This is a genomic window from Lentzea sp., from assembly GCF_036380075.1.
Taxonomy (GTDB): Bacteria; Actinomycetota; Actinomycetes; order Mycobacteriales; family Pseudonocardiaceae; genus Lentzea.
The window spans coordinates 1-19,360 of the sequence record NZ_DASVFL010000137.1 but is presented as its reverse complement, the minus strand read 5'-3'; the positions used below and the strand labels follow the sequence as shown (position 1 = coordinate 19,360).

Sequence of the window (19,360 nt, the reverse complement as noted above, 5' to 3'; positions counted from 1 at the left end):
ACGATGCATCGGAGAGGTCTCGCCGCCGTGGTGCTCGTGTTCGCGGGTGCGGTCGTGGCAACCCTGCCCTCCGCTTCGGCACACGACGACAAGGGCCCGATCGTCATCGGGCACCGCGGCGCGTCGGCGTACCGGCCCGAGCACACGCTCGCGTCGTACGAGCTCGCGGCGCGGATGGGTGCCGACTTCATCGAGCCGGACCTGGTGCCCACCAAGGACGGCAAGCTCGTCGCCCGGCACGAGAACGAGATCGGCGGCACCACGAACGTCGACACCAAGCCGGAGTTCGCCGGGCGCAAGACCACCAAGACGGTCGACGGCGTGGCGATCACCGGCTGGTTCACCGAGGACTTCACGCTCGCCGAACTGAAGACGTTGCGCGCCAAGGAACGCATCCCGGCGATCCGCCCGCGCAACACCCTCTACGACGGCCGCTTCGAGATCCCGACCTTCCAGGAGGTCATCGACCTCTCGAAGCGCCTGTCCCGCGAGCTGCACCGCGAGATCGGCATCTACCCCGAGACCAAGCACCCGACGTACTTCCAGTCGATCGGTCTCGCGCTGGAGCCGAAGCTCGTCGACGCGCTCAACCGCAACGGGCTCAACCGCGGCAGTGCCAAGGTCTACGTGCAGTCGTTCGAGGTCGCGAACCTCAAGCAGCTGAACAAGTCGCTGCGGGTGCCGATCGTGCAGCTCGTCAACGGGTCCGGCGCGCCGTACGACTTCGTGGCGGCGGGGGACAAGCGCACCTACGCCGACCTGGTCACCCCGGCCGGTCTGCGGGAGGTGCGTTCGTACGCGGACGGCGTCGGCCTCACCAAGGACATCATCATCCCGCGGGACGCCAACGGGTTCCTCAAGGCGCCGACCACCGTCGTGAAGGACGCGCACAGGGTCGGCCTGGTCGTGCACTCGTGGACGTTCCGCAACGAGAACTCGTTCCTGCCGGCCGACCTCCGGTCCTCGACCGACCCGGCCGCGTACGGCCGGGCCTTCGAGGAGTACGACCTGTTCTTCGAGCAGGGCATCGACGGCGTGTTCGCGGACAACCCCGACACGGCCGTGGAAGCCAAAGTCAAGCGCTAGCGAGTGAGAGCGTGCGGTCCCCGTCGAGCAGCCCGCGCTGCTTCAGCAGGGGCCGCACGCCCTCGCCGAACCAGTAGGCCTCCTCCAGGTGCGGGTAGCCGGAGAGCACGAACTCCTCGATGCCGATGGAGTGGTACTCCTCGATCAGGTCGGCCACCTCGGAGTGCGACCCGACCAACGCCGTTCCCGCACCGCCGCGGACGAGTCCTACACCGGCCCACAGGTTCGGGTAGATCTCCAGCCCCCTCACGCCACGGCTGAGGTCACCGCCGTGCAGCGCGACCATCCGTTGCTGGCCAACGGACTCCGACGCGCCGAGCTGGGCCTGGGCCTTCGCCACCGCCTCCGGGTCGAGTGCGTCGAGCAGCTTCGCGGCCGCCTCCCACGCCTCCGCCGAGGTGTCGCGGCTGATCGTGTGCAGCCGGATGCCGAACCGGATCGGCCGGTCCGTCAACGCTCGCACCCGCGCGATCTTCGCGGCCACGTCGGCGGGCGGCTCGCCCCAGGTCAGGTACACGTCGGCGCGGGCGGCGGCCACCGGCAGAGCGGCGTCCGACGAGCCACCGAAGTAGATCGGCGGCACCGGGTCCGGCGGGGCCAGCAGCGTCGCGCCCTGCACCCGGTAGTGCTCGCCCTGGAACGTGTACGGCTCCCCGGTCCAGATGCCTCGGACGACCTGCAGGAACTCGTCGGTGCGCGCGTAGCGCTGGTCGTGGTCGAGCCAGTCACCGAACCGCTGCTGCTCGACGGAGTCACCGCCGGTCACGACGTTCAGCAGCAACCGGCCGCGCGAGATCCGCTGGTACGTCGAGGCCATCTGCGCCGCGAGCGTCGGCGACAGCACACCCGGCCGGAACGCCACGAGGAACTTCAGCGTCCTGGTCTGCGCGATCAACGCGGCCGTCGTCAGCCACGCGTCCTCGCACCACGTCCCGGTCGGCGTCAGCACGCCGGTGAACCCGACCTGCTCGGCCGTGCGGGCGATCTGCGCCAGGTAGTCGATGTCCGGGTCGCGGCGGGCACCGGCGGCCGGCGCGCGGTTGGCGTGGAAGTGCTCCACGACCGTGCGCCCGTCGCCGGAGGTCGGCAGGAACCAGTGCAGCGTGATGCTCATGCGAGATCTCCCTGGAACCTCGTGTCGACGAACTTCGCGAAGTCGACCTTGCCCGGCAGCGTCTTGTCCTCGGTGAACGCGTCGGCGAGCTCCTGCTCCGACCTGATCAGCGCGTCGTCGATCTTCACCGGCAGGTCGCCGTTGCGGTTGACCGCGGCCAGCGCGACCTCGTACTTGAGTCCCGTCTCCGCAGCCCACGCCTTCGCCCACTCGTCGCGGTGCGTGTCGGCCCACTTCTGGGCCTTGTAGTAGCGGACCAGGTACTCCTTGAGCGCCGGATTCTTCCCCTTGTCGTCCAACGCCTTGCGGCCGGCGACCTGGAAGCCGTAGCCGTTGGCCTTGCCGCGGCCGTCGGTCAGCACGCGCGCTTTGGCCTCGGCCTGCGCCTGCGCGGTGTAGGGGTCCCAGACCGCCCACGCGTCGACCTTGCCCTGGGTGAAGGCGCCGTAGGCGTCGCTGGGCTGCAGGAAGTTCAGCGTCACGTCCTTGGTGGTCAACCCGTTGGCGCGCAACGTGAGCAGCACCTGGCCGTGCGCCGAGCTGCCCTTGGCGACCGCGATGTTCTTGCCCTTGAGGTCGGTCACGTTCCGCAGCGGCGAGCTCTCCGGCACGAGGATCGCGTCGGCCTCCACCTCGCCCTTCGACGCGGCCACGGCGGCGATCTTGGCGTTCGCGGCGGCGGCGAAGATCGGCGGCGTGTTGCCGACACCGCCGAGGTCGATCGCGCCGGCGGACGCGGCCTCCAGCAGCGGCGGGCCGGACGTGAACGTCGACCACTCGATCCGGTACGGGAAGTCGTTCAGCAGCCCGGCGGCCGTGAGGAGCGCCTTCGCGCCGCCCTTCTGGTCACCGACCTTGAGGACGACGTCGGCCGCGGGCGTGTCGGTGGAGGCGGCCGTCGAGCACCCGGTCGTGAAGACGATCGCGGTGAGGAGGGCGAGGAGCCTTCGGTCAAGCAGCTTCTTCAACGTCCACTCCCAGGTCGGCGAGCACGCGGGTGCGTTGCTCCACAACGGAGGCCCGGCGGCGCGGGCGGGGCAGGTCGACGTGGTGCGTGGCGACGATCCGGCCCTCGTCGAGCACGAGGATCCGGTCGGCCAGCAGCAACGCCTCGTCGACGTCGTGCGTGACGAGCAGGACGGCCGGCTTGTGCCGGGCCCACAGGTCTTCCACCAGGTGGTGCATGGCGAGCCTGGTCAACGCGTCCAGCGCGCCGAACGGTTCGTCGAGCAGCAGCACGTCCGGCTCGCGCACCAGCGCCCGTGCGAGCGAGACCCGTTGCGCCTCACCGCCGGACAACGTGAGCGGCCACGCGTCGGCGTGGCCGGCGAGCCGCACCTCTTCCAGTGCCTTCAACGCGACCTCGCGGCCGTCCGGCCGGTGCAGGCCGAGCGAGATGTTGCGCCAGACCTTGCGCCACGGCAGCAGCCGCGGCTGCTGGAACGCGATGGACACCGTGCCGGCGACCCTCGCCTCACCGGTGACCTCCCGGTCGAGGCCCGCGAGGATGCGCAGCAGCGTCGACTTGCCGCACCCGCTGCGGCCGAGCAGCGCCACGAACTCGCCGGGCGCGATCTCCAGGTCGACGTCGTCCAGAACGGTCCGCGCGCCGAAGGCCTTGCGCAGTCCGCGTACGGTCACCGGGCCCGCCATCGCAGCACCCTCCTCTCCAGCAGGCGCACCAGCGCGTCGGTGGACAGGCCCAGCAGCGCGTAGACCACGAGGCCGACGACCACGACGTCGGTGCGGAGGAACTCACGGGCGTTGTTGATGAGGTAGCCGAGGCCGGAGTCGGCGTTGATCTGCTCGCCGACGATCAGCGACAGCCAGGCGGTGCCGAGCGCGATCCGCAGTCCCACCAGGCTTTGCGGCACGGCGGACGGCAGCACGACGTGCACGATCCGCTCGTACCGGCTGTAGCCCAGCGCACGGGCGGCCTCGACCAGACCGGGGTCGGTCTGGCGGATGCCGGAGTGCAGGTTGAGGTAGAGCGGGAACGCGACCCCGGCCGCGACGAGCGCGAGCTTGGGTTCCTCGCCGATTCCGAACCACAGGATGAACAGCGGGATCAGGCCGAGGTGCGGCAGCGTGCGCAGCATCTGGACAGGCGGGTCCAGCAGCGTCTCGCCCCACCGGGAAAGACCGGAAACGAGACCGAGAGCCACTCCGACCAGGCCGCCGATGACGAATCCGAAGAAAACGCGGCCCAGCGAGACGAGAAATGCGTCGGCCAATTGACCGTCGGCGATGAGCTCACCGGCGGACTGCGCGACAGTCAGTGGAGAAGCCAGTTTCTCGGGTGACAGCACACCCGTTGAGCTGGCCAGTTGCCACAGCAGAACCAGTGCCACCGGACTGATCCAGCGCACCGGAACCGCGGGTTTCCGAGCAAGCGAAAGGGCCACGGTGCCGAATTACAGGCGAGCCGTGGCCCTTCGTCAACGACGCCCAAATCGTGAAAACGCGTCGTACTTCGAGATAGTCGGTGTCAGCCGAGAACGTCGTGGCGGACGATCGTCTGGTCGCGGCCGGGGCCGACGCCGATCGCCGACACGCGGGCGCCGCTGATGCTCTCCAGGTACTCGACGTAGGAGCGGGCGTTGGCCGGCAGCTCGTCGAACGAACGGCAGCCGGAGATGTCCTCGAACCAGCCCGGCAGCTCCTCGTACACCGGGACGGCGTGGTGCACGTCGGTCTGCGTCATCGGCATCTCGTCGACCCGGCGGCCGTCCACTTCGTACCCGACGCAGACCGGCACCTTCTCCAGGCCCGACAACACGTCCAGCTTCGTGAGGAAGTAGTCGGTGATGCCGTTGACGCGAGAGGCGTAGCGGGCGATCACGGCGTCGAACCAGCCGGTGCGCCGCGAACGGCCCGTCGTGACGCCGAACTCGCCGCCCTGCTTGCGCAGGAACTCGCCCATGTCGTCGTTCAGCTCGGTCGGGAACGGACCGGAGCCCACGCGCGTCGTGTAGGCCTTCAGGATGCCGATCACGGTGTTGATCCGCGTCGGGCCGACACCGGAGCCCACGGCCGCGCCGCCGGACGTCGGGTTCGACGAGGTGACGAACGGGTAGGTGCCGTGGTCGACGTCGAGCAGGGTGCCCTGCGAGCCCTCCAGCAGCACGATCTCGTCGCGGTCGAGCGCCTGGTTGAGCAGCAGGCGGGTGTCGGCGATGCGGTGCACGAAGTGCTGGCCGCGCTCCAGGACCTGGTCGACGACCTGGTCGGGGTCGAGCGCCTTGCGGTTGTAGACCTTGACCAGCACCTGGTTCTTGAAGTCCAGGGCGGCCTCGACCTTCTGTCGCAGGATCTTCTCGTCCAGCAGGTCCTGCGCGCGGACGCCGACGCGGGCGAGCTTGTCCTGGTAGGCGGGGCCGATGCCGCGACCGGTCGTGCCGATCTTCGCCTTGCCCAGGTAGCGCTCGGTCACCTTGTCGATGGCCACGTGGTACGGCATGATCAAGTGCGCGTCCGACGAGATCAGCAGGCTGCTGGTGTCGACGTTCTTCTCCTCCAGGCCCGCGAGCTCCTCGAGCAGCACGCCGGGGTCGACCACGACACCGTTGCCGATCACGTTCTTCACACCGGGTGTGAGGATGCCCGACGGGATGAGGTGGAGGGCGAACTTCTGGCCGTCCGGGAGGACCACGGTGTGACCCGCGTTGTTGCCGCCCTGGTAGCGGACGATCCACTGGACACGCTCACCGAGGATGTCGGTGGCCTTCCCCTTGCCCTCATCGCCCCACTGGGCACCGATCAGCACGACGGCCGGCATGTGAAACTCCAAGCGCTTGGACTGGTTCGAGCGAACGCCGGTAAGCGAGGGTAGACCAGGAGATGACCGTGCACGGAATCGTGTTGGCCTGCGGAAACACGCAGTCGCCAATGATCACCCAGCGTGACGACGTCCACGTCGTCCCCGCTCGCCCCGGCAAGGACCACGTCGACCCTCGCCTGGACGCGGAACGGCTCGTCGTCGTGGGCACCGACGCCGACCTGGCCGCGGTCGCGGTCCGGTTGCTGCGCAAGGAGAAGCTCGGTTCGGTCGCACTGGGTTACGTGCCCACCGGCGAGTCCGCGGTGGCCGCCCTGTGGGGGCTTTCGACGAACCAGGAACGCGCCTTGGACATCGCCCTCAACGGTGACGTGGATCCCGTTCCGCTCGTGCGCGACGACGTCGGCGGTGTCCTCATGGGACTCGGCGTGCTTTCGCCCGTTCGTGGCGTCGGGTACAGCGACGCGGACAACGTGCTGCGCGGCCAGGCGTCCCGGATCGAGTGCACGCCCGACACCGAGGGCGGCCTCGGGCTCGTGGTCAGGATCGTCAACAAGCGCCTGTTCGGCTCCAAGGTCAAGGAGAGCCGGCCGCGCGCGTTCCAGCTCGGCTGCCTGCCCACGACGGCCGTGCTCGACGGGCACCGGCACCCGCGGCCGGTCGACAAGTGGACCTGGTACCGCCACACCGAGGACCTGAGGCTCGTTCGAGGCGTCTAGCCATTGCCTTGACGGACTATCTGTCAACTTGTAATTCGACAGAGTGTCACTCGAAGGCATTGCCTAATTCCAGAGCGTGACTGAGGGTGGGTCCCGATCACTTTCCAACGAGGAAGGTCGGGATGATGTCAAAAGTTCAACGGATCATTGGTGTCACGGTCACCGCGGTGGCTCTCACCATTGGTTTCGTTACCCCTGCACTCGCGACACCACCGAACATCCCCAGCGCCGCCACGGCCAAGTCGGAATTGGCCGGACTCACCGTGCGCGCGGACGGCTCGATGACGGGCTATTCGCGCGACAAGTTCCCCCACTGGATCACCCAGTCGGGTACCTGCAACACCCGCGAGACCGTGCTGAAGCGCGACGGCTCGAACGTGGTGACCGACTCGTCGTGCGCCGCCACCTCGGGCACCTGGTTCTCGCCCTACGACGGCGCGACGTGGTCGGCGGCCTCCGACGTCGACATCGACCACGTCGTGCCCCTGGCGGCCGCCTGGAGGTCGGGAGCGTCGTCCTGGACCACGGCGCAGCGCCAGTCGTTCGCCAACGACCTGTCCGGCCCGCAGCTGATCGCGGTCACGGACAACGTGAACCAGGCGAAGGGCGACCAGACCCCGGCGACGTGGAAGCCTCCGCTGTCGTCGTACTGGTGCACCTACGCGAAGATGTGGGTACACACCAAGTACCGCTGGAGCCTCAGCGTGAACTCGGCGGAGAAGACCGAACTGACGGGCATGCTCGGAAGGTGCTGATGGCGTCCCACTCCTCGCTCTTCGTGGCGGGCCCCGGCGGCGTGATGACCGACGAGGTCGGCGTCGTCACCGGCGACCTCGAGCTGTGCACGGAGCTCTCCGACGACGGGAAGCTGCGCGCGCTGGTCCGCTACGAGGGCGCGGAGGAGTGGTACGCGATCACGGGCGGTTCGTGCGCCCTGGCTGATCCTCAGGACCACGAGCAGGTGCACTCCCTGCTGCTGGGGATCCTGAACCGGCCGGAGGGCTGAGCGGCGGCAACGCCTCCATCGCCTCGCTCCGGCTCAGCCCCGTCGCCTGCAGCAGGTCCACCGCGACACTGCGGATCTGCGCGAGCACGACCTTGGACGAGAACCCGTCCCCGCCGAGACGCCGCGCGGTGAGCTCCCGCGCGGCGTCCCGCACGGCCTCCCGCGTCCCGCTGGGCTCCCTGCCCTTCTCCAGCTCGCCCCTGAGGCAGTCGACGGCGTCCGCGTAGCTCTTCAGCACCTCGGGCACACCGTCGGGAATCCGCTCCTGCGCCTTCAACGCCGCCATGGTCCGCCGCGCCAGCACACGGGTGTTGCGAATCGCGTAGTCCACCGGCCCGGCCGCGGTCTGGTACCGGCTGAGCTCGTCCTTGGACCGCCACCGAATGGGCGCGATCTTCGCGATCTCACTGCCGGTCTGCAACGCCGACCGGTAGGCGTCGATCGCGTCCTGGCTGGTCCGCAGCTCGGCCAGCACCCCGGCGGCCTTGACCGAGTCCTTCTCGTCGAGCGCCGCGGCGAGGTTTCTCAACGCGCCGCTGAGCGTGTTCGTCAACGCCTTGAGCTGCCGCTGCGCCACCATGATGGGGTTGGCGGGAATGAGCGCCGCGACGGCGAGCCCCACCAGCCCACCGGTGAGCGCGTCGATCATCCGGTCGAACCCGCCGCCGGCACTGGGCGGCAGCAACGTGGCCACCAGCACCGCACTGCTCCCGGCCTGCAACGCGATGACCGTGCCACCGTCGAGCAACACGGCAGTGGACATCGCCAACGCCACGACCAGCGCGATCTGCCACGGCCCACTACCGATCCACCCGATCAGCGCGTCCCCGACCCCCACCCCGACGGACACGCCGACGACAAGCTCACCGACCCGCCGCAGCCGCTGCCCCAGCGAGACGCCGAGACAGACGACGGCGGCGATCGGCGCGAAGAACGGGTGCTGGTGCCCGATCACGAGAGTGGCGAAGACCCACGCCAGCCCAGCGGACAGTGCACATTGGACGATCGGCAACGCGGCCGCACGCCACCGCGTCAGCCCACTCCCGACAGCGTCACGGACAGCACCCACCTCAGGTCAGACCAGGCCGAGTGCGGCAGGGGCCTTCGGGTCGGAGTCGGCCAGGAACGTGCTGCAGCGCTCCCACTCCTCCCCCTCGCCGATCTCGCGCGCGGCACGGGCGAGTGCCGCCAGTGCGCGCAGGAACCCCTGGTTGGGCCGGTGGTCCCACGGCACGGGCCCGAACCCCTTCCACCCGGACCGCCGCAGCTGGTCCAGCCCCCGGTGGTACCCGGTACGGGCATACGCATAGGCGGCAACCGGGTCACCCGCGTGCAACGAGCGCTCGGCCAGCAACGCCCAAGCCTCGGAGAAGTCCGGATAAGCCCGCACGATCTTGGCGGGGTCGGTGCCACCGTCCGCGGCGGCCTGCGCCTCGGGACGGTCGGGAAGACGGGTCGGCTCGGGCCCGAGCAGGTTCTCAACCATGCGGCCCATCGTGCCGCACTAGGAGATGAAGACCGTCATGACCGTGGCCACAACACCCAGCGCCAACGCGGTGACGATCACGGCCGCGACCAACTTCCTGCCCATGGCCGTGCATGATGCCCGGCTGCGCCGTTCAGATCAACGCCGTTCACCCGCACGAGCACACGAATTGGAAACATCAGGGTAAAACCAGGGTGGATTCCGCTACATGATCAATGAACGGCGGCTCATGATGTGCGGATGATTCAGGGGGCAAGGCAGTTCCGGGACCAGTACTGGGAGCGGGGCGTTCCGGGCAGGGAGACACCGGCGTCGCTCACGAAGCAGCTCTACCGGCTGTGGCTCGTCGGACTGCTCCTCAAGCTGATCGGCTCGTCGTGGGACGTCTCGTGGCACTTCAAGTGGCTGCGCGACGACCTGGCGCCGCCGCATCTGATCAACACGGTCGGCACGGTCATCGTGGTGGCGTTGACGCTGTTCCACACGTTCACCGGGTACGGCGTCGATAAGCTGACGTTGCGGCTCATGCAGATCGGCTGCGGGATCTTCCTCGTCGCACTGCCGATCGACGTCATCAACCACCGCATCAACGGGCTCGACATCACGTCGTGGAGTGGTTCACACGCGCTGCTGTACCTCGGCACCGCCGTGATGCTCGCCGGTGCGATCCGCGGGTGGATGAAGTACTTCCCCGAGGGCAACGCACGGACGTTCGGTCTCGTCGCGCTGTGGTTCTTCTTCCTGGAGAACGTCTGGTTCCCCAACCAGCACCAGGAGTACGGCGTGCGCGCGTTGCAGGCCTACGACAACGGCAGGCCCGAGGCCGAGCCGATCCTGCTCCAGTTCGCCGCCGACCAGCTCGGCGTGCCGGTCGGGCGGGAGGCGGTCGTGCACTTCGCGCTGCCGATCGCGGACTGGGTCTACCCGGTGTGGGGTCTCGTCGCGGCGGCGATCGTGCTGGTCATCGCGCGGCGCACGATCGACAGGCCGTGGGCCGCGACCGCCGTGGTGGGCGGTTATGTCGCGTACCGGTGCCTGATCTGGCCGTTGCTCTCGGGCATCGACTTCCCGAAGTCCGCCGTGCCGCTGTTCCTGGTCCTCGTGGGGCTCGCGATCGACGCGGCGCACGCGGTGAAGATGCCCACGCCGGCCGCGGCCGTGCTGGGCTCGGCCGCGGTCACGACGGTCGGCTACGTCGGCATCTGGTTCCAGCAGGAGTACCTGTGGGGTCCGCCGATCGCGTTCGCCTCGGCGGCGGTCACGGCCGTGCTGCTGGCGGTGCTGTGGACGGTCGGGGACATGATGATCCACCGGCCGGAGGCGCGGCTGATCGCGTCACGACTCGAACTGGGCTGACAACCTGCTGGTGATCCGGTCGAACAGATCGGTCAGCGGCTCGCCGACGTCCCGCCCGAACTCGGTCAACCCGTAGGTGACCTGGGGCGGGGTCGTCGGCTCCACCCTGCGCCAGACCAGGCCGTCGGCGACGAGCCCGCGCAACGTCTGGGACAGCATCTTCTCGCTGATGCCGACGATGCTCTCGCGCAGCTCGAAGAACCTGAGGTCGTTGGTCTGCAGGGAGATCAGCACCCAGATGCCCCAGCGGCTGGTGACGTGGTCGACCATCTCGCGCGCGGGGCAGGTGGTGTGAAACACCTCATACCGCCCTGACGCACCGGCCAGCGTGAACTGTTTTCCGACCGCCATGTCCGGAGCTTACCTCCAGGTACGTCCTTACGAAACGTAAGCCCGGTTCCTAGCGTCGTGCCCACAACGACGAAGGAGCTGTTCATGATCGTGGTGACCGGTGCGACCGGGAACATCGGGCGACCGCTGACGAGGGCGCTGGCCGAGGCGGGCGAGCAGGTGGTGGCCGTGTCGCGCAACGACGCCGAGGTGCCGCAGGGCGTGCGGCACGTCCGGGCCGACCTCTCCCGGCCGGACACCGTCCCGCTGGAGGGCGCGAAGGCGTTGTTCCTGCTGCTGTCCGGAGACCTGCACGCCGTGGGGGCCAGTCCCGTCCACCTCGTCGAACGGGCCGTCGCGCACGGGGTGGGCCGGGTGGTGCTGCTGTCCTCGCTGGGCGTGCGGACCAGGCCGTTCGGCACGACGCGGGTCGAGCTGCGCGGGCTGGAGGACGCGCTGCGCGAGTCCGGGGTCGACTGGGCGGTCCTGCGTCCCGGCGGGTTCGCGTCCAACGCGCTGTGGTGGGCGGAGTCGGTCCGCACCCGGCGGACCGTCGCCGCGCCGTTCGGCGACACCGGCGTGCCGGTGATCGACCCGGCGGACATCGCCGAGGTCGCGGCCACCGCCCTGCTCAGCGACAGGAACGGCGTCCTCGAGCTCACCGGGCCGGAGGTGGTCACGCCGCGGCAGCAGACGCAGGCGATCGCGGACGCGCTCGGCGAGCCCGTGCGGTTCCACGAGCTCACCCGCGCCGAGGCCAAGGCCGGCATGGAACAGCTGATGCCGGGCGAGCTAGCGGACGACACCCTGGACATCATCGGCTCGCCGACCGCGGACGAGCTGGCGGTGAGCCCGGACGTCGAGAAGGTCCTCGGGCGCGCCCCGCGCACGTTCGCCGACTGGGTGGGGCGCCACGTCGAGGCGTTCCGCTGACACGAAAAGGCCCCGGCGAGCTCGCCGGGGCCTTCGTCATCCGGTGCGTCAGCCCGCGATCATGCGGCCCGACGACTTGAGGTGCTCGCACGCCGAGGCGATGCGGGCGGCCATGGCCTGCTCGGCGGCCTTGAGGTAGCTGCGCGGGTCGTAGGCCTTCTTGTTGCCGACCTCGCCGTCGATCTTCAGCACGCCGTCGTAGTTCGCGAACATGTGCGCCGCGATCGGACGGGTGAACGCGTACTGCGTGTCCGTGTCGATGTTCATCTTGATGACGCCGTACGACACGGCCTCGTGGATCTCCTCGAGCAGCGAGCCGGAGCCGCCGTGGAAGACCAGGTCGAACGGCTTCGAGCCGGCCGCGAGGCCGAGCTTCTCCGCCACGACGTCCTGGCCCTGCTTGAGGATCTCCGGGCGCAGCTTGACGTTGCCCGGCTTGTAGACGCCGTGCACGTTGCCGAACGTCGCGGCGAGGAGGTAGCGGCCCTTCTCACCGGCGCCGAGCGCCTCGACGGTCTTCAGGTAGTCCTCTGGCGTCGTGTAGAGCTTGTCGTTGATCTCGTTGTCGACGCCGTCCTCCTCGCCACCGACGACGCCGACCTCGATCTCGAGGACGAGCTTCGCCTTGGCTGAGAGGTCGAGCAGCTCGGACGCGATCTGGAGGTTCTCCTCCAGCGGCACGGCGGAACCGTCCCACATGTGCGACTGGAAGAGCGGGTTGCCGCCCTTGTCGACCCGCTCCTGGCTGATCGCGATCAGCGGACGCACGTACGCGTCGAGCTTGTCCTTCGGGCAGTGGTCCGTGTGCAGCGCGATGTTGACCGGGTACTTCGCGGCCACGACGTGCGCGTACTCGGCGAGCGCCACGGCGCCGGTCACCATGTCCTTGACCTTGGTGCCCGAGGCGAACTCGGCACCGCCGGTCGAGACCTGGATGATGCCGTCGCTCTCAGCCTCGGCGAAGCCGCGCAGAGCCGCGTTGAGCGTCTCCGACGACGTGACGTTGATGGCGGGGTAGGCGAACTCGTTCGCCTTGGCCCGGTCCAGCATCTCCGCGTAGACCTCGGGAGTTGCGATGGGCATCGGTGGTCCTCCTCAGGCGCCCTGACGGGTGTCGACCGCATCCTACGAGGCCGGGTCACAACCCCAACGCGGTGGCCAGCTCGGCATAGTGCCCGTTCAGGGACTGGATGGCCACGTGGTCGGCGCCCGCGTCCAGGTGGGCGCGCAGCTTCTCCGCCACCTGGCCGGGGTTACCGTGCGGTACGAGTGCATCGATCAAGTCGTCGGAGCCGTGGTCCGCGATGTCGTCCTCGGTGAAACCCCAGCGCAACCAGTTGCTCGTGTAGTTGGTGAGCCCGAAGTAGAGTGCCAGCTTCTCGCGCGCGATCCGCCGCGCCTGGTCGGCGTCCTCCTCGACCACGACGGTGACTTCGGGCGCGAGGAGCTTGTCCGGCCCGAGGATCTCGCGAGCGTCGGCCGTGTGCCGGACGGGGACGAGGTACGGGTGCGCGCCCGCGGTCCGTTCGGCGGCGAGCCGGAGAACTCGCGGCCCGAGCGCGGCCAGGACGATCCTGTCGCGGGGCACGTCGAGCCGGTCGAGGTAGTCCGTGAGCTTGACGTAGGGCTTCTCGTAGGCCTGGTCGAGCTGCCGGTGCCCGGCCCCGACGCCCAGCACCAGCCGGTCGCCGCCGATGCGCTCGAACGAGCGGGCGAGCTCCTCCGGCTCGGACTGCCAGACGTTCACGATGCCGGTGGCGACGGTCAGCGACCCGGTCGCCCGCAGCAGGCGCTCCGCGAACTCCAGGTCCGCAGGCGGCGACCCACCCAGCCAGAACGCGCCGAAGCCCAGCCGTTCGAGCTCCGAGACCTCCTCCACCGACCAGTTCTGCTCCGAGCCCCACACGCCGAAAGTTCCGAAAGTCGTCACGCCCCGAGCGTGGGGGCATAGTGGATGACATGGCAACCGCACGGTGGAACGGCAAGGTCATCGCTTCGAGCGACGACACGGTGATCGTCGAAAGCAACCACTACTTCCCTCTCGACTCCGTGGACCCGGACGTGCTGAAGGCGTCCGACTACACCACGGTCTGCCCGTGGAAGGGCACCGCGAACTACTTCTCCCTGCAGGTCGACGGCGCGGAGAACCGCGACGCGGCCTGGTACTACGCCGAGCCGAAGGAAGCCGCGGCGCAGATCAAGGGACGGGTCGCGTTCTGGAAGGGCGTCGAGGTCACGCCCTGACCGACGTGCCGGGCCGGCCGTCCTCCCGCGGGCCGGCCGCGCCCGCCGTCGTGTCTCCCCGCCCGCGACGAACTACCGTTCGGCCATGGGGATCTTGAGCACCACAGACCTGACCGTGTCCCGGCTCTGCCTGGGCGGCAACGTGTTCGGCTGGACCGCCGACGAGGCCCAGTCGATCGCCGTGCTCGACGCCTTCGTGGCGGCCGGCGGCAACTTCGTCGACACCGCCGACGTCTACTCGGCCTGGGCGGAGGGCAACTCCGGCGGCGAGTCCGAGACGATCATCGGCAGGTGGCTGGCCGGGCGATCCGACCGCGACCGGCTCGTCATCGCCACCAAGGTCGGCATGCTGGCCGGCTTCAAGAACCAGAAGCGCGACACGATCCTCACCAGCGCGGAGCGGTCGCTGAAGCGGCTCGGCGTCGACCACATCGACCTCTACTACAACCACCTCGACGACCAGGACACGCCGCTCGAGGAGACGCTCGCCGCCTACGACGAGCTGGTGAAGCAGGGCAAGGTCCGGTACGTCGCCGCGTCCAACTTCTCCGCCGAGCGGCTGACGCGGGCGCTGGAGATCCAGGAACGCGAGGGCTTCGCGAAGTTCGTGGCGTTGCAGCCCGAGTACAACCTGGTCAGCCGCGACAAGTTCGAGGGGCCGCTGCAGCAGGCGGTGGCTGAGCACGGGCTGGCCACGGTGCCCTACTTCTCGCTCGCCAAGGGCTTCCTGACCGGCAAGTACCGGCCGGGTGTCGCCGTCGAGAGCGCCAGGGCCGGCGCGGCCTCGCAGCACCTCGACGAGCACGGGCTCGAGGTCCTCGAAGTGCTCGACGAGCTGGCCGAGACGCACGCGACGACGGTGGCCGCGGTCGCCCTCGCGTGGCTCGCGCAGCAGCCGACGGTGGCCGCGCCGATCGCGTCCGCACGGACGTTGGAGCAGCTCAACGACCTCACGCCGGTGCTCACGCTCGAACTCTCCGAGGACGAGGTGAACCGGCTCAGCGCAATTTAACTTGCCAGTAGCTTACCGGGAGTAGGTTGCGTTACCGTGACGGCATGGACGTCACGGGCAAGGTGGTACTGATCACCGGCGCGGCCAGGGGCATCGGCGCCGAGGTGGCGAGGCAGCTGGCCGCGCGCGGGGCACGTCTCGCGCTCGTCGGGCTGGAGAAAGCCCAGCTCGACGAGGTGGCGCGGCAGACCGGCGGCAAGGCGTGGGAAGCCGACGTCACCGACTGGGACGTGCTCGAACGCGTCACGAACGAGGTCGCCGAGCACTTCGGCGGCATCGACGTCGTGGTCGCGAACGCGGGCATCGCGGCCACCGGGTTCGTGCGGTCGATGGACCCGAAGGCGTTCGAACGGGTCATCGAGGTCAACCTGCTCGGAGTGTGGCGCACGGTTCGCACTGCACTGCCGCACCTCATCAAGAGCCGCGGTTACTGCCTGGTCGTGTCGTCGCTCGCGGCGATCGTCCACATCCCCGGCAACGCGGCCTACTCGGCGGCGAAGGCGGGCAGCGAGGCGTTCGCGGACAGCCTGCGCGCCGAGGTCAGGCACCTGGGCGTCGGCGTCGGCACGGCCTACTTCTCGTGGATCGCCACGGACATGGTCAACAGCGCCGACGAGCACCCCGTGTTCGGAAAGCTGCGCCAGGGCATGCCGGGGCTCGCGAGCAAGAAGTACCCGGTCCGCAACGTCGGCAGGGCCGTGGTCAAGGGCATCGAGAAGCGCGCGAAGGCGGTCCACGTCCCCGGCTGGGTCGGCGCGGTGAAGTACTTCCGCGCGTTCACGCCAGTGGTCGTGGACCGCCAGTCCGCGAAAGAGGTGGCCGACGCCGACCGGCAGATGGCGGCGAACGACACGTCGGGGCTGGTCGGGCCGGGTGGGCGGGCAGCGGACCGCTGATTTGCGAGTTCGTGCCGGACGACCGGCTTCAGGACGAACTCGCCGCCGCGCCGGAGGCGCGGCCACGTCACTGGATCCAGGGGCCCATCAGCGGGGTCCACTCGCGGATCGTCCACTCCGCGACGCCCGCGGGCGTGTACGGGTCGGCGGCGATGATCTCCTTCACCGCCGCCTCGTCCTCCGCCTCGTAGATGATCAACGCGCCGGCGTCGTCCGCGTAGGGACCTGATGCCAGGATCACGCCCCTCTCGGCGAGGGAGGCGATGTACTCGCGGTGTTCGGGGCGCACCGCGAGGCGCTTCTCGCGATCCGGGCCGAACACCAATTCGACTGCAAAGCGGGCCATGCGACCACCGTAGCGACGGTGACCGGTACCGTCCTACCTTGTGGTTGGCGACGAAACACCGCGCACCGTGCAGGACACCCTGACCAACCTGCGAATCAAGGACGGCGTCGCAGGACCTCCCACAGGGCCGCTCACGCTCGAAGACCTGTACAAGCAGCACCGCATGCGTCTCATCAGGCTCGCGCTGCTGCTCGTGGACGAACCCGCGACAGCCGAGGACGTGGTGCAGGAGGCCTTCACCGGTCTGCACCGCAACTGGAAGGGCCTGCGCGACGCACAGGCCGCCGTGGGCTACCTCCGCACCGCCGTGGTCAACGGCTCGCGCAGCGTGCTGCGCCGCCGCAAGACCGCCCGCGACTACACACCGCCGCACGTGGCGAACGCGCGCTCGGCCGAGTCGCTCGCCATGCTGACCGCGGAGCACCAGGCCGTGGTCAAGGCGTTGCAGCAGCTGCCGCCGCGCCAGCGCGAGGTGCTCGTGCTGCGCTACTACGGCGACCTGTCCGAGGCCGAGATCGCCGAGGCCACCGGCATCTCGAAGGGCACCGTGAAGTCGACGGCGTCCCGCGCCCTCGACGCCCTGCAGAAGATCATGGCCGGCTGACCGCGACAGGCAGCGAACTTCACAGTTTCCGCAGTTGACGCCGTTTTGCCCGATGCGGGCGGTTTCAGCGCGCGGGAACGCGCGCCCAATCCGGTGCTTGGTATAGACCAATAGCCCTCCCATGCCGCAGGATCAGTCCCCGTGGCACGCAGACACGTGGTCGCCGTCGACATCGGTGGCACCGAAACCAAGGCGGCTCTGGTCACCGGTACCTCGGACGAGGTGGCGGCGCAGAAGCACGCGCGCAGGGCGACGCCGACCGAGCTGGAGCCCCTGCTCGACGTGATCGCCGAGCTCGTCGCGGAGCTCGGCGGCGCCTCCGAGCACGAGATCGACGCCGTGGGAGTCGTGGCGCCGGGCATCGTGGACGAGGCCGGCGGCGTCGGCGTGTACACGGCCAACCTGCCGTGGAGCCGGTTCCCGTTCAGCACCGTCCTCACCGAACGGCTCGGCGTGCCGACCGCGTTCGGCCACGACGTGCGCGCCGCGGGCCTGGCCGAGTGCCGCATGGGCGCCGCGAAGGACCTGCGCAACGCCGTGATCATGCCCATCGGCACGGGGATCGCCGGTGCGCTGCTGCTCGACGGCAAGATCTTCAGCGCCGGCGGCTTCGCCGGCGAGATCGGCCACGTGGACGTGGGCCACGGCGAACCGTGCGCCTGTGGCCAGATCGGCTGCGTGGAGACGGTGGCGTCCTCCGCGGCGATCGCCCGCCGGTACACCGCACGTACCGGCACCCCCGTCAACGGCGCCGCCGAGGTCGCACGGAGGGTGCGCGACGGGGAGCAGGACGCCGTGGCCGTCTGGCACGAGGCCGTGGACGCGCTGGCCAGGGGGATCCTGGTGCTGGCGACGCTGCTCGGTCCCGAGGCCGTCGTGCTCGGCGGTGGGCTCGCACTCGCAGGAGACCTGCTGGTGGAGCCGGTGAGGGAAAGGCTGGACGGGCTGATCGCCTTCCAGCGCCGACCGGAGCTGCGGCTCGCGGCGCTCGGCGACGAGGCGGGCTTCCTCGGCGCGGCGCTGCTGGCCATCGACACGCTGGAGGCGTGATGAGCACGTGGGGTGGACCTGTCGACGTGACCCTGACCGGTGGTCGGGTCGTCACGCCGGACGGGGTGCTCGAGAACGGGTGGGTGAGCGTCCGCGACGGCCGGATCGCCGCGGTCGGTCAGGGCGCCGCGCCCGACGGACCGACGACCGACGTCGGCGGGGGCACGATCGTGCCGGGGTTCGTCGACATCCACTGCCACGGCGGTGGCGGCGACGCGTTCACCAGCAGCGACCCGGTGAAGATCCGCAAGGCGGCCGCCGCGCACCGCAGGCACGGCACCACGACGCTGCTGGCCTCGCTGGTCTCGCGGCCGGTGCCGGAGCTGGCCGACCAGGTGTCCGCGCTGGCCGAGCTGGTCCAGGAGGGCGTCGTCGCGGGCATCCACCTGGAGGGCCCGTTCCTGTCCGCCGCCCGCTGCGGCGCGCACGACCCGGCGATCCTGTGCCCGCCGGAGCAGACCTCGGTGACGAAGCTGCTCGACGCGGGCAAGGGCACCGTCCGCATGATCACCGTCGCACCCGAGCTGGAGGGCGCGGTCCAGGCCGTGCGGCAGCTCGTCGACAACGACGTCATCGCCGCCATCGGCCACACCGACGCCACGGAGGCGCAGGTCCGGCCCGCCGTCGACGCCGGCGCCTCGGTGGCCACGCACCTGTTCAACGGCATGCGGCCGCTGCACCACCGCGAACCCGGCCCGATCGGCGCGCTGCTGGACGACGAACGCGTCACCGTCGAGCTCATCTGCGACCTCGTGCACCTGCACCCGACGTCGGTCCGCCTCGCCGCGCGCCACGCCGGCCTCAAGCGCACGGTCCTGATCACCGACGCCATCGCGGCGGCCGGTGTCGGCGACGGCGTGTACGACGTCGGCGGCCTGGAAGTGCGCGTCGTCGACGGCGTGCCGACGCTGGCGGGCGGCGCCGCGCTGGCCGGCAGCACGCTGACGATGGACGTGGCGTTCCGCAACGCCGTCAACTCCTGCGGGCTGACGCTCGTGGAGGCCGCCTACGCCACGGCGACCCGCGGCGCCGAGCTGCTCGGGCTCGACACCGGCAAGGTCCAGGCGGGCTGTGCGGCCGACCTCGTCGTGCTGGATGCAGAATTGAAGCCGAAGGACGTGTTGGCCGGGGGCGAGTGGGTCAAGGACTAGGGCGGGGTGCATGGCGGACGATCCGGAGCGCTTGGTGACCGACGCCCTGAGAGCGCAGGCGACCAGCACTAATGCCGGATTTGTCGCACATGTCCCAATTGCTGACGAGCGTCCGGCACCCGTGTCCGTGTGGTGGGTGCTGGGCCTCGCGCTGCTGTTGGGCCTGGCAGCGGGCACGGTGGCCGCGGTGATCACGCTCAGCTGACCTGTACCGTTGGGTCCGTGACTGTTGCATTGGGCCCTGACTGG

General features: G+C 69.7%; 24 protein-coding genes. 13 read left to right on the top strand and 11 right to left on the bottom strand.

Annotated elements, in window-relative coordinates; all coding sequences use genetic code 11:
• Positions 1 to 3: 3 nt before the first annotated feature.
• The gene (locus VF330_RS16740; RefSeq protein ID WP_330852527.1) at positions 4 to 1,086 is read left to right on the top strand and encodes a glycerophosphodiester phosphodiesterase; all 1,083 of its coding nucleotides are present in this window, start codon (positions 4 to 6) and stop codon (positions 1,084 to 1,086) included.
• Here the strand turns inward: VF330_RS16740 and VF330_RS16735 are convergent.
• The 5 genes from VF330_RS16735 to VF330_RS16715 form a co-directional block, all read right to left on the bottom strand.
• The gene (locus VF330_RS16735) at positions 1,076 to 2,200 is read right to left on the bottom strand and encodes an LLM class flavin-dependent oxidoreductase (protein WP_330852526.1); all 1,125 of its coding nucleotides are present in this window, start codon (positions 2,198 to 2,200) and stop codon (positions 1,076 to 1,078) included. The two genes, VF330_RS16740 and VF330_RS16735, sit on opposite strands and share 11 nt — an antisense overlap.
• Positions 2,197 to 3,168: an ABC transporter substrate-binding protein gene (locus VF330_RS16730; protein WP_422655570.1), complete on the bottom strand. Its 972-nt coding sequence runs from the start codon at positions 3,166 to 3,168 to the stop codon at positions 2,197 to 2,199. Before VF330_RS16730 ends, VF330_RS16735 begins: the two co-directional genes overlap by 4 nt.
• A complete protein-coding gene (locus VF330_RS16725; RefSeq protein ID WP_330852525.1) occupies positions 3,152 to 3,853 on the bottom strand; it encodes an ABC transporter ATP-binding protein in 702 nt (233 codons plus the stop codon). Before VF330_RS16725 ends, VF330_RS16730 begins: the two co-directional genes overlap by 17 nt.
• Positions 3,838 to 4,605 carry an ABC transporter permease gene (locus tag VF330_RS16720; protein WP_330852524.1) on the bottom strand — a complete coding sequence of 256 codons (768 nt, stop codon included), beginning with the start codon at positions 4,603 to 4,605 and terminating at the stop codon, positions 3,838 to 3,840. The genes VF330_RS16725 and VF330_RS16720 overlap by 16 nt, the downstream gene beginning before the upstream one ends.
• Positions 4,606 to 4,688: 83 nt before the next feature.
• Positions 4,689 to 5,978 (bottom strand): adenylosuccinate synthase, encoded by a 1,290-nt coding sequence (locus tag VF330_RS16715; RefSeq protein WP_330852523.1) that lies wholly within the window; start codon positions 5,976 to 5,978, stop codon positions 4,689 to 4,691.
• Between the two features lie 110 nt (positions 5,979 to 6,088).
• On the opposite strand from VF330_RS16715, the gene VF330_RS16710 reads away from it, so the two are divergent.
• The 3 genes from VF330_RS16710 to VF330_RS16700 all read left to right on the top strand — a co-directional run bounded on the left by VF330_RS16710 (position 6,089) and on the right by VF330_RS16700 (position 7,703).
• On the top strand, positions 6,089 to 6,697 hold the full coding sequence (locus tag VF330_RS16710; RefSeq protein WP_330852522.1) for a hypothetical protein: 609 nt from the start codon (positions 6,089 to 6,091) through the stop codon (positions 6,695 to 6,697).
• Positions 6,698 to 6,822: 125 nt separating this feature from the next.
• Positions 6,823 to 7,452, top strand: a complete 630-nt coding sequence (locus VF330_RS16705; RefSeq protein ID WP_330852521.1) for an HNH endonuclease family protein — start codon at positions 6,823 to 6,825, stop codon at positions 7,450 to 7,452.
• On the top strand, positions 7,452 to 7,703 hold the full coding sequence (locus VF330_RS16700; protein ID WP_325521055.1) for a hypothetical protein: 252 nt from the start codon (positions 7,452 to 7,454) through the stop codon (positions 7,701 to 7,703). Before VF330_RS16705 ends, VF330_RS16700 begins: the two co-directional genes overlap by 1 nt.
• Here VF330_RS16700 and VF330_RS16695 read toward each other — a convergent pair.
• Both VF330_RS16695 and VF330_RS16690 read right to left on the bottom strand, forming a co-directional pair.
• Positions 7,612 to 8,772: an FUSC family protein gene (locus VF330_RS16695; RefSeq protein ID WP_330852520.1), complete on the bottom strand. Its 1,161-nt coding sequence runs from the start codon at positions 8,770 to 8,772 to the stop codon at positions 7,612 to 7,614. The genes VF330_RS16700 and VF330_RS16695 overlap by 92 nt on opposite strands.
• 6 nt (positions 8,773 to 8,778) lie before the next feature.
• Positions 8,779 to 9,189, bottom strand: a complete 411-nt coding sequence (locus tag VF330_RS16690) for a DUF3151 domain-containing protein (RefSeq protein ID WP_330852519.1) — start codon at positions 9,187 to 9,189, stop codon at positions 8,779 to 8,781.
• Between the two features lie 240 nt (positions 9,190 to 9,429).
• On the opposite strand from VF330_RS16690, the gene VF330_RS16685 reads away from it, so the two are divergent.
• On the top strand, positions 9,430 to 10,545 hold the full coding sequence (locus VF330_RS16685) for a hypothetical protein (RefSeq protein ID WP_330852518.1): 1,116 nt from the start codon (positions 9,430 to 9,432) through the stop codon (positions 10,543 to 10,545).
• Here VF330_RS16685 and VF330_RS16680 read toward each other — a convergent pair.
• Entirely contained in the window at positions 10,525 to 10,896 is a 372-nt protein-coding gene (locus VF330_RS16680; protein ID WP_330852517.1) for a helix-turn-helix domain-containing protein, read from the bottom strand. The two genes, VF330_RS16685 and VF330_RS16680, sit on opposite strands and share 21 nt — an antisense overlap.
• An 84-nt stretch (positions 10,897 to 10,980) precedes the next feature.
• On the opposite strand from VF330_RS16680, the gene VF330_RS16675 reads away from it, so the two are divergent.
• Positions 10,981 to 11,808: an SDR family oxidoreductase gene (locus VF330_RS16675; RefSeq protein WP_330852516.1), complete on the top strand. Its 828-nt coding sequence runs from the start codon at positions 10,981 to 10,983 to the stop codon at positions 11,806 to 11,808.
• Between the two features lie 48 nt (positions 11,809 to 11,856).
• Here VF330_RS16675 and fbaA read toward each other — a convergent pair whose 3' ends face one another.
• Both fbaA and VF330_RS16665 read right to left on the bottom strand, forming a co-directional pair.
• Positions 11,857 to 12,891 carry a class II fructose-bisphosphate aldolase gene (gene fbaA / locus VF330_RS16670; RefSeq protein WP_330852515.1) on the bottom strand — a complete coding sequence of 345 codons (1,035 nt, stop codon included), beginning with the start codon at positions 12,889 to 12,891 and terminating at the stop codon, positions 11,857 to 11,859.
• Positions 12,892 to 12,946: 55 nt separating this feature from the next.
• The gene (locus tag VF330_RS16665; RefSeq protein ID WP_330852514.1) at positions 12,947 to 13,738 is read right to left on the bottom strand and encodes an LLM class F420-dependent oxidoreductase; all 792 of its coding nucleotides are present in this window, start codon (positions 13,736 to 13,738) and stop codon (positions 12,947 to 12,949) included.
• 29 nt (positions 13,739 to 13,767) lie between these two features.
• Here VF330_RS16665 and VF330_RS16660 point away from each other — a divergent pair, with 29 nt between their 5' ends.
• From VF330_RS16660 to VF330_RS16650, 3 genes are all read left to right on the top strand, one after another.
• Positions 13,768 to 14,052 carry a DUF427 domain-containing protein gene (locus VF330_RS16660; RefSeq protein WP_330852513.1) on the top strand — a complete coding sequence of 95 codons (285 nt, stop codon included), beginning with the start codon at positions 13,768 to 13,770 and terminating at the stop codon, positions 14,050 to 14,052.
• 85 nt (positions 14,053 to 14,137) lie between these two features.
• Complete coding sequence (locus VF330_RS16655) at positions 14,138 to 15,064, top strand: aldo/keto reductase (RefSeq protein ID WP_330852512.1); 927 nt, start codon at positions 14,138 to 14,140, stop codon at positions 15,062 to 15,064.
• 44 nt (positions 15,065 to 15,108) lie between these two features.
• Complete coding sequence (locus tag VF330_RS16650; protein WP_330852511.1) at positions 15,109 to 15,960, top strand: SDR family oxidoreductase; 852 nt, start codon at positions 15,109 to 15,111, stop codon at positions 15,958 to 15,960.
• Positions 15,961 to 16,027: 67 nt separating this feature from the next.
• Here the strand turns inward: VF330_RS16650 and VF330_RS16645 are convergent, their stop codons facing one another.
• A complete protein-coding gene (locus VF330_RS16645) occupies positions 16,028 to 16,306 on the bottom strand; it encodes a YciI family protein (protein WP_330852510.1) in 279 nt (92 codons plus the stop codon).
• Between the two features lie 40 nt (positions 16,307 to 16,346).
• Here VF330_RS16645 and VF330_RS16640 point away from each other — a divergent pair, with 40 nt between their 5' ends.
• From VF330_RS16640 to VF330_RS16625, 4 genes are all read left to right on the top strand, one after another.
• Complete coding sequence (locus VF330_RS16640; protein WP_382418909.1) at positions 16,347 to 16,910, top strand: SigE family RNA polymerase sigma factor; 564 nt, start codon at positions 16,347 to 16,349, stop codon at positions 16,908 to 16,910.
• Between the two features lie 141 nt (positions 16,911 to 17,051).
• A complete protein-coding gene (locus VF330_RS16635; RefSeq protein WP_330852509.1) occupies positions 17,052 to 17,960 on the top strand; it encodes an ROK family protein in 909 nt (302 codons plus the stop codon).
• The gene (nagA, locus tag VF330_RS16630) at positions 17,960 to 19,111 is read left to right on the top strand and encodes an N-acetylglucosamine-6-phosphate deacetylase (protein ID WP_330852508.1); all 1,152 of its coding nucleotides are present in this window, start codon (positions 17,960 to 17,962) and stop codon (positions 19,109 to 19,111) included. The genes VF330_RS16635 and nagA overlap by 1 nt, the downstream gene beginning before the upstream one ends.
• 10 nt (positions 19,112 to 19,121) lie before the next feature.
• Complete coding sequence (locus VF330_RS16625; protein ID WP_330852507.1) at positions 19,122 to 19,316, top strand: hypothetical protein; 195 nt, start codon at positions 19,122 to 19,124, stop codon at positions 19,314 to 19,316.
• Positions 19,317 to 19,360: the final 44 nt, after the last annotated feature.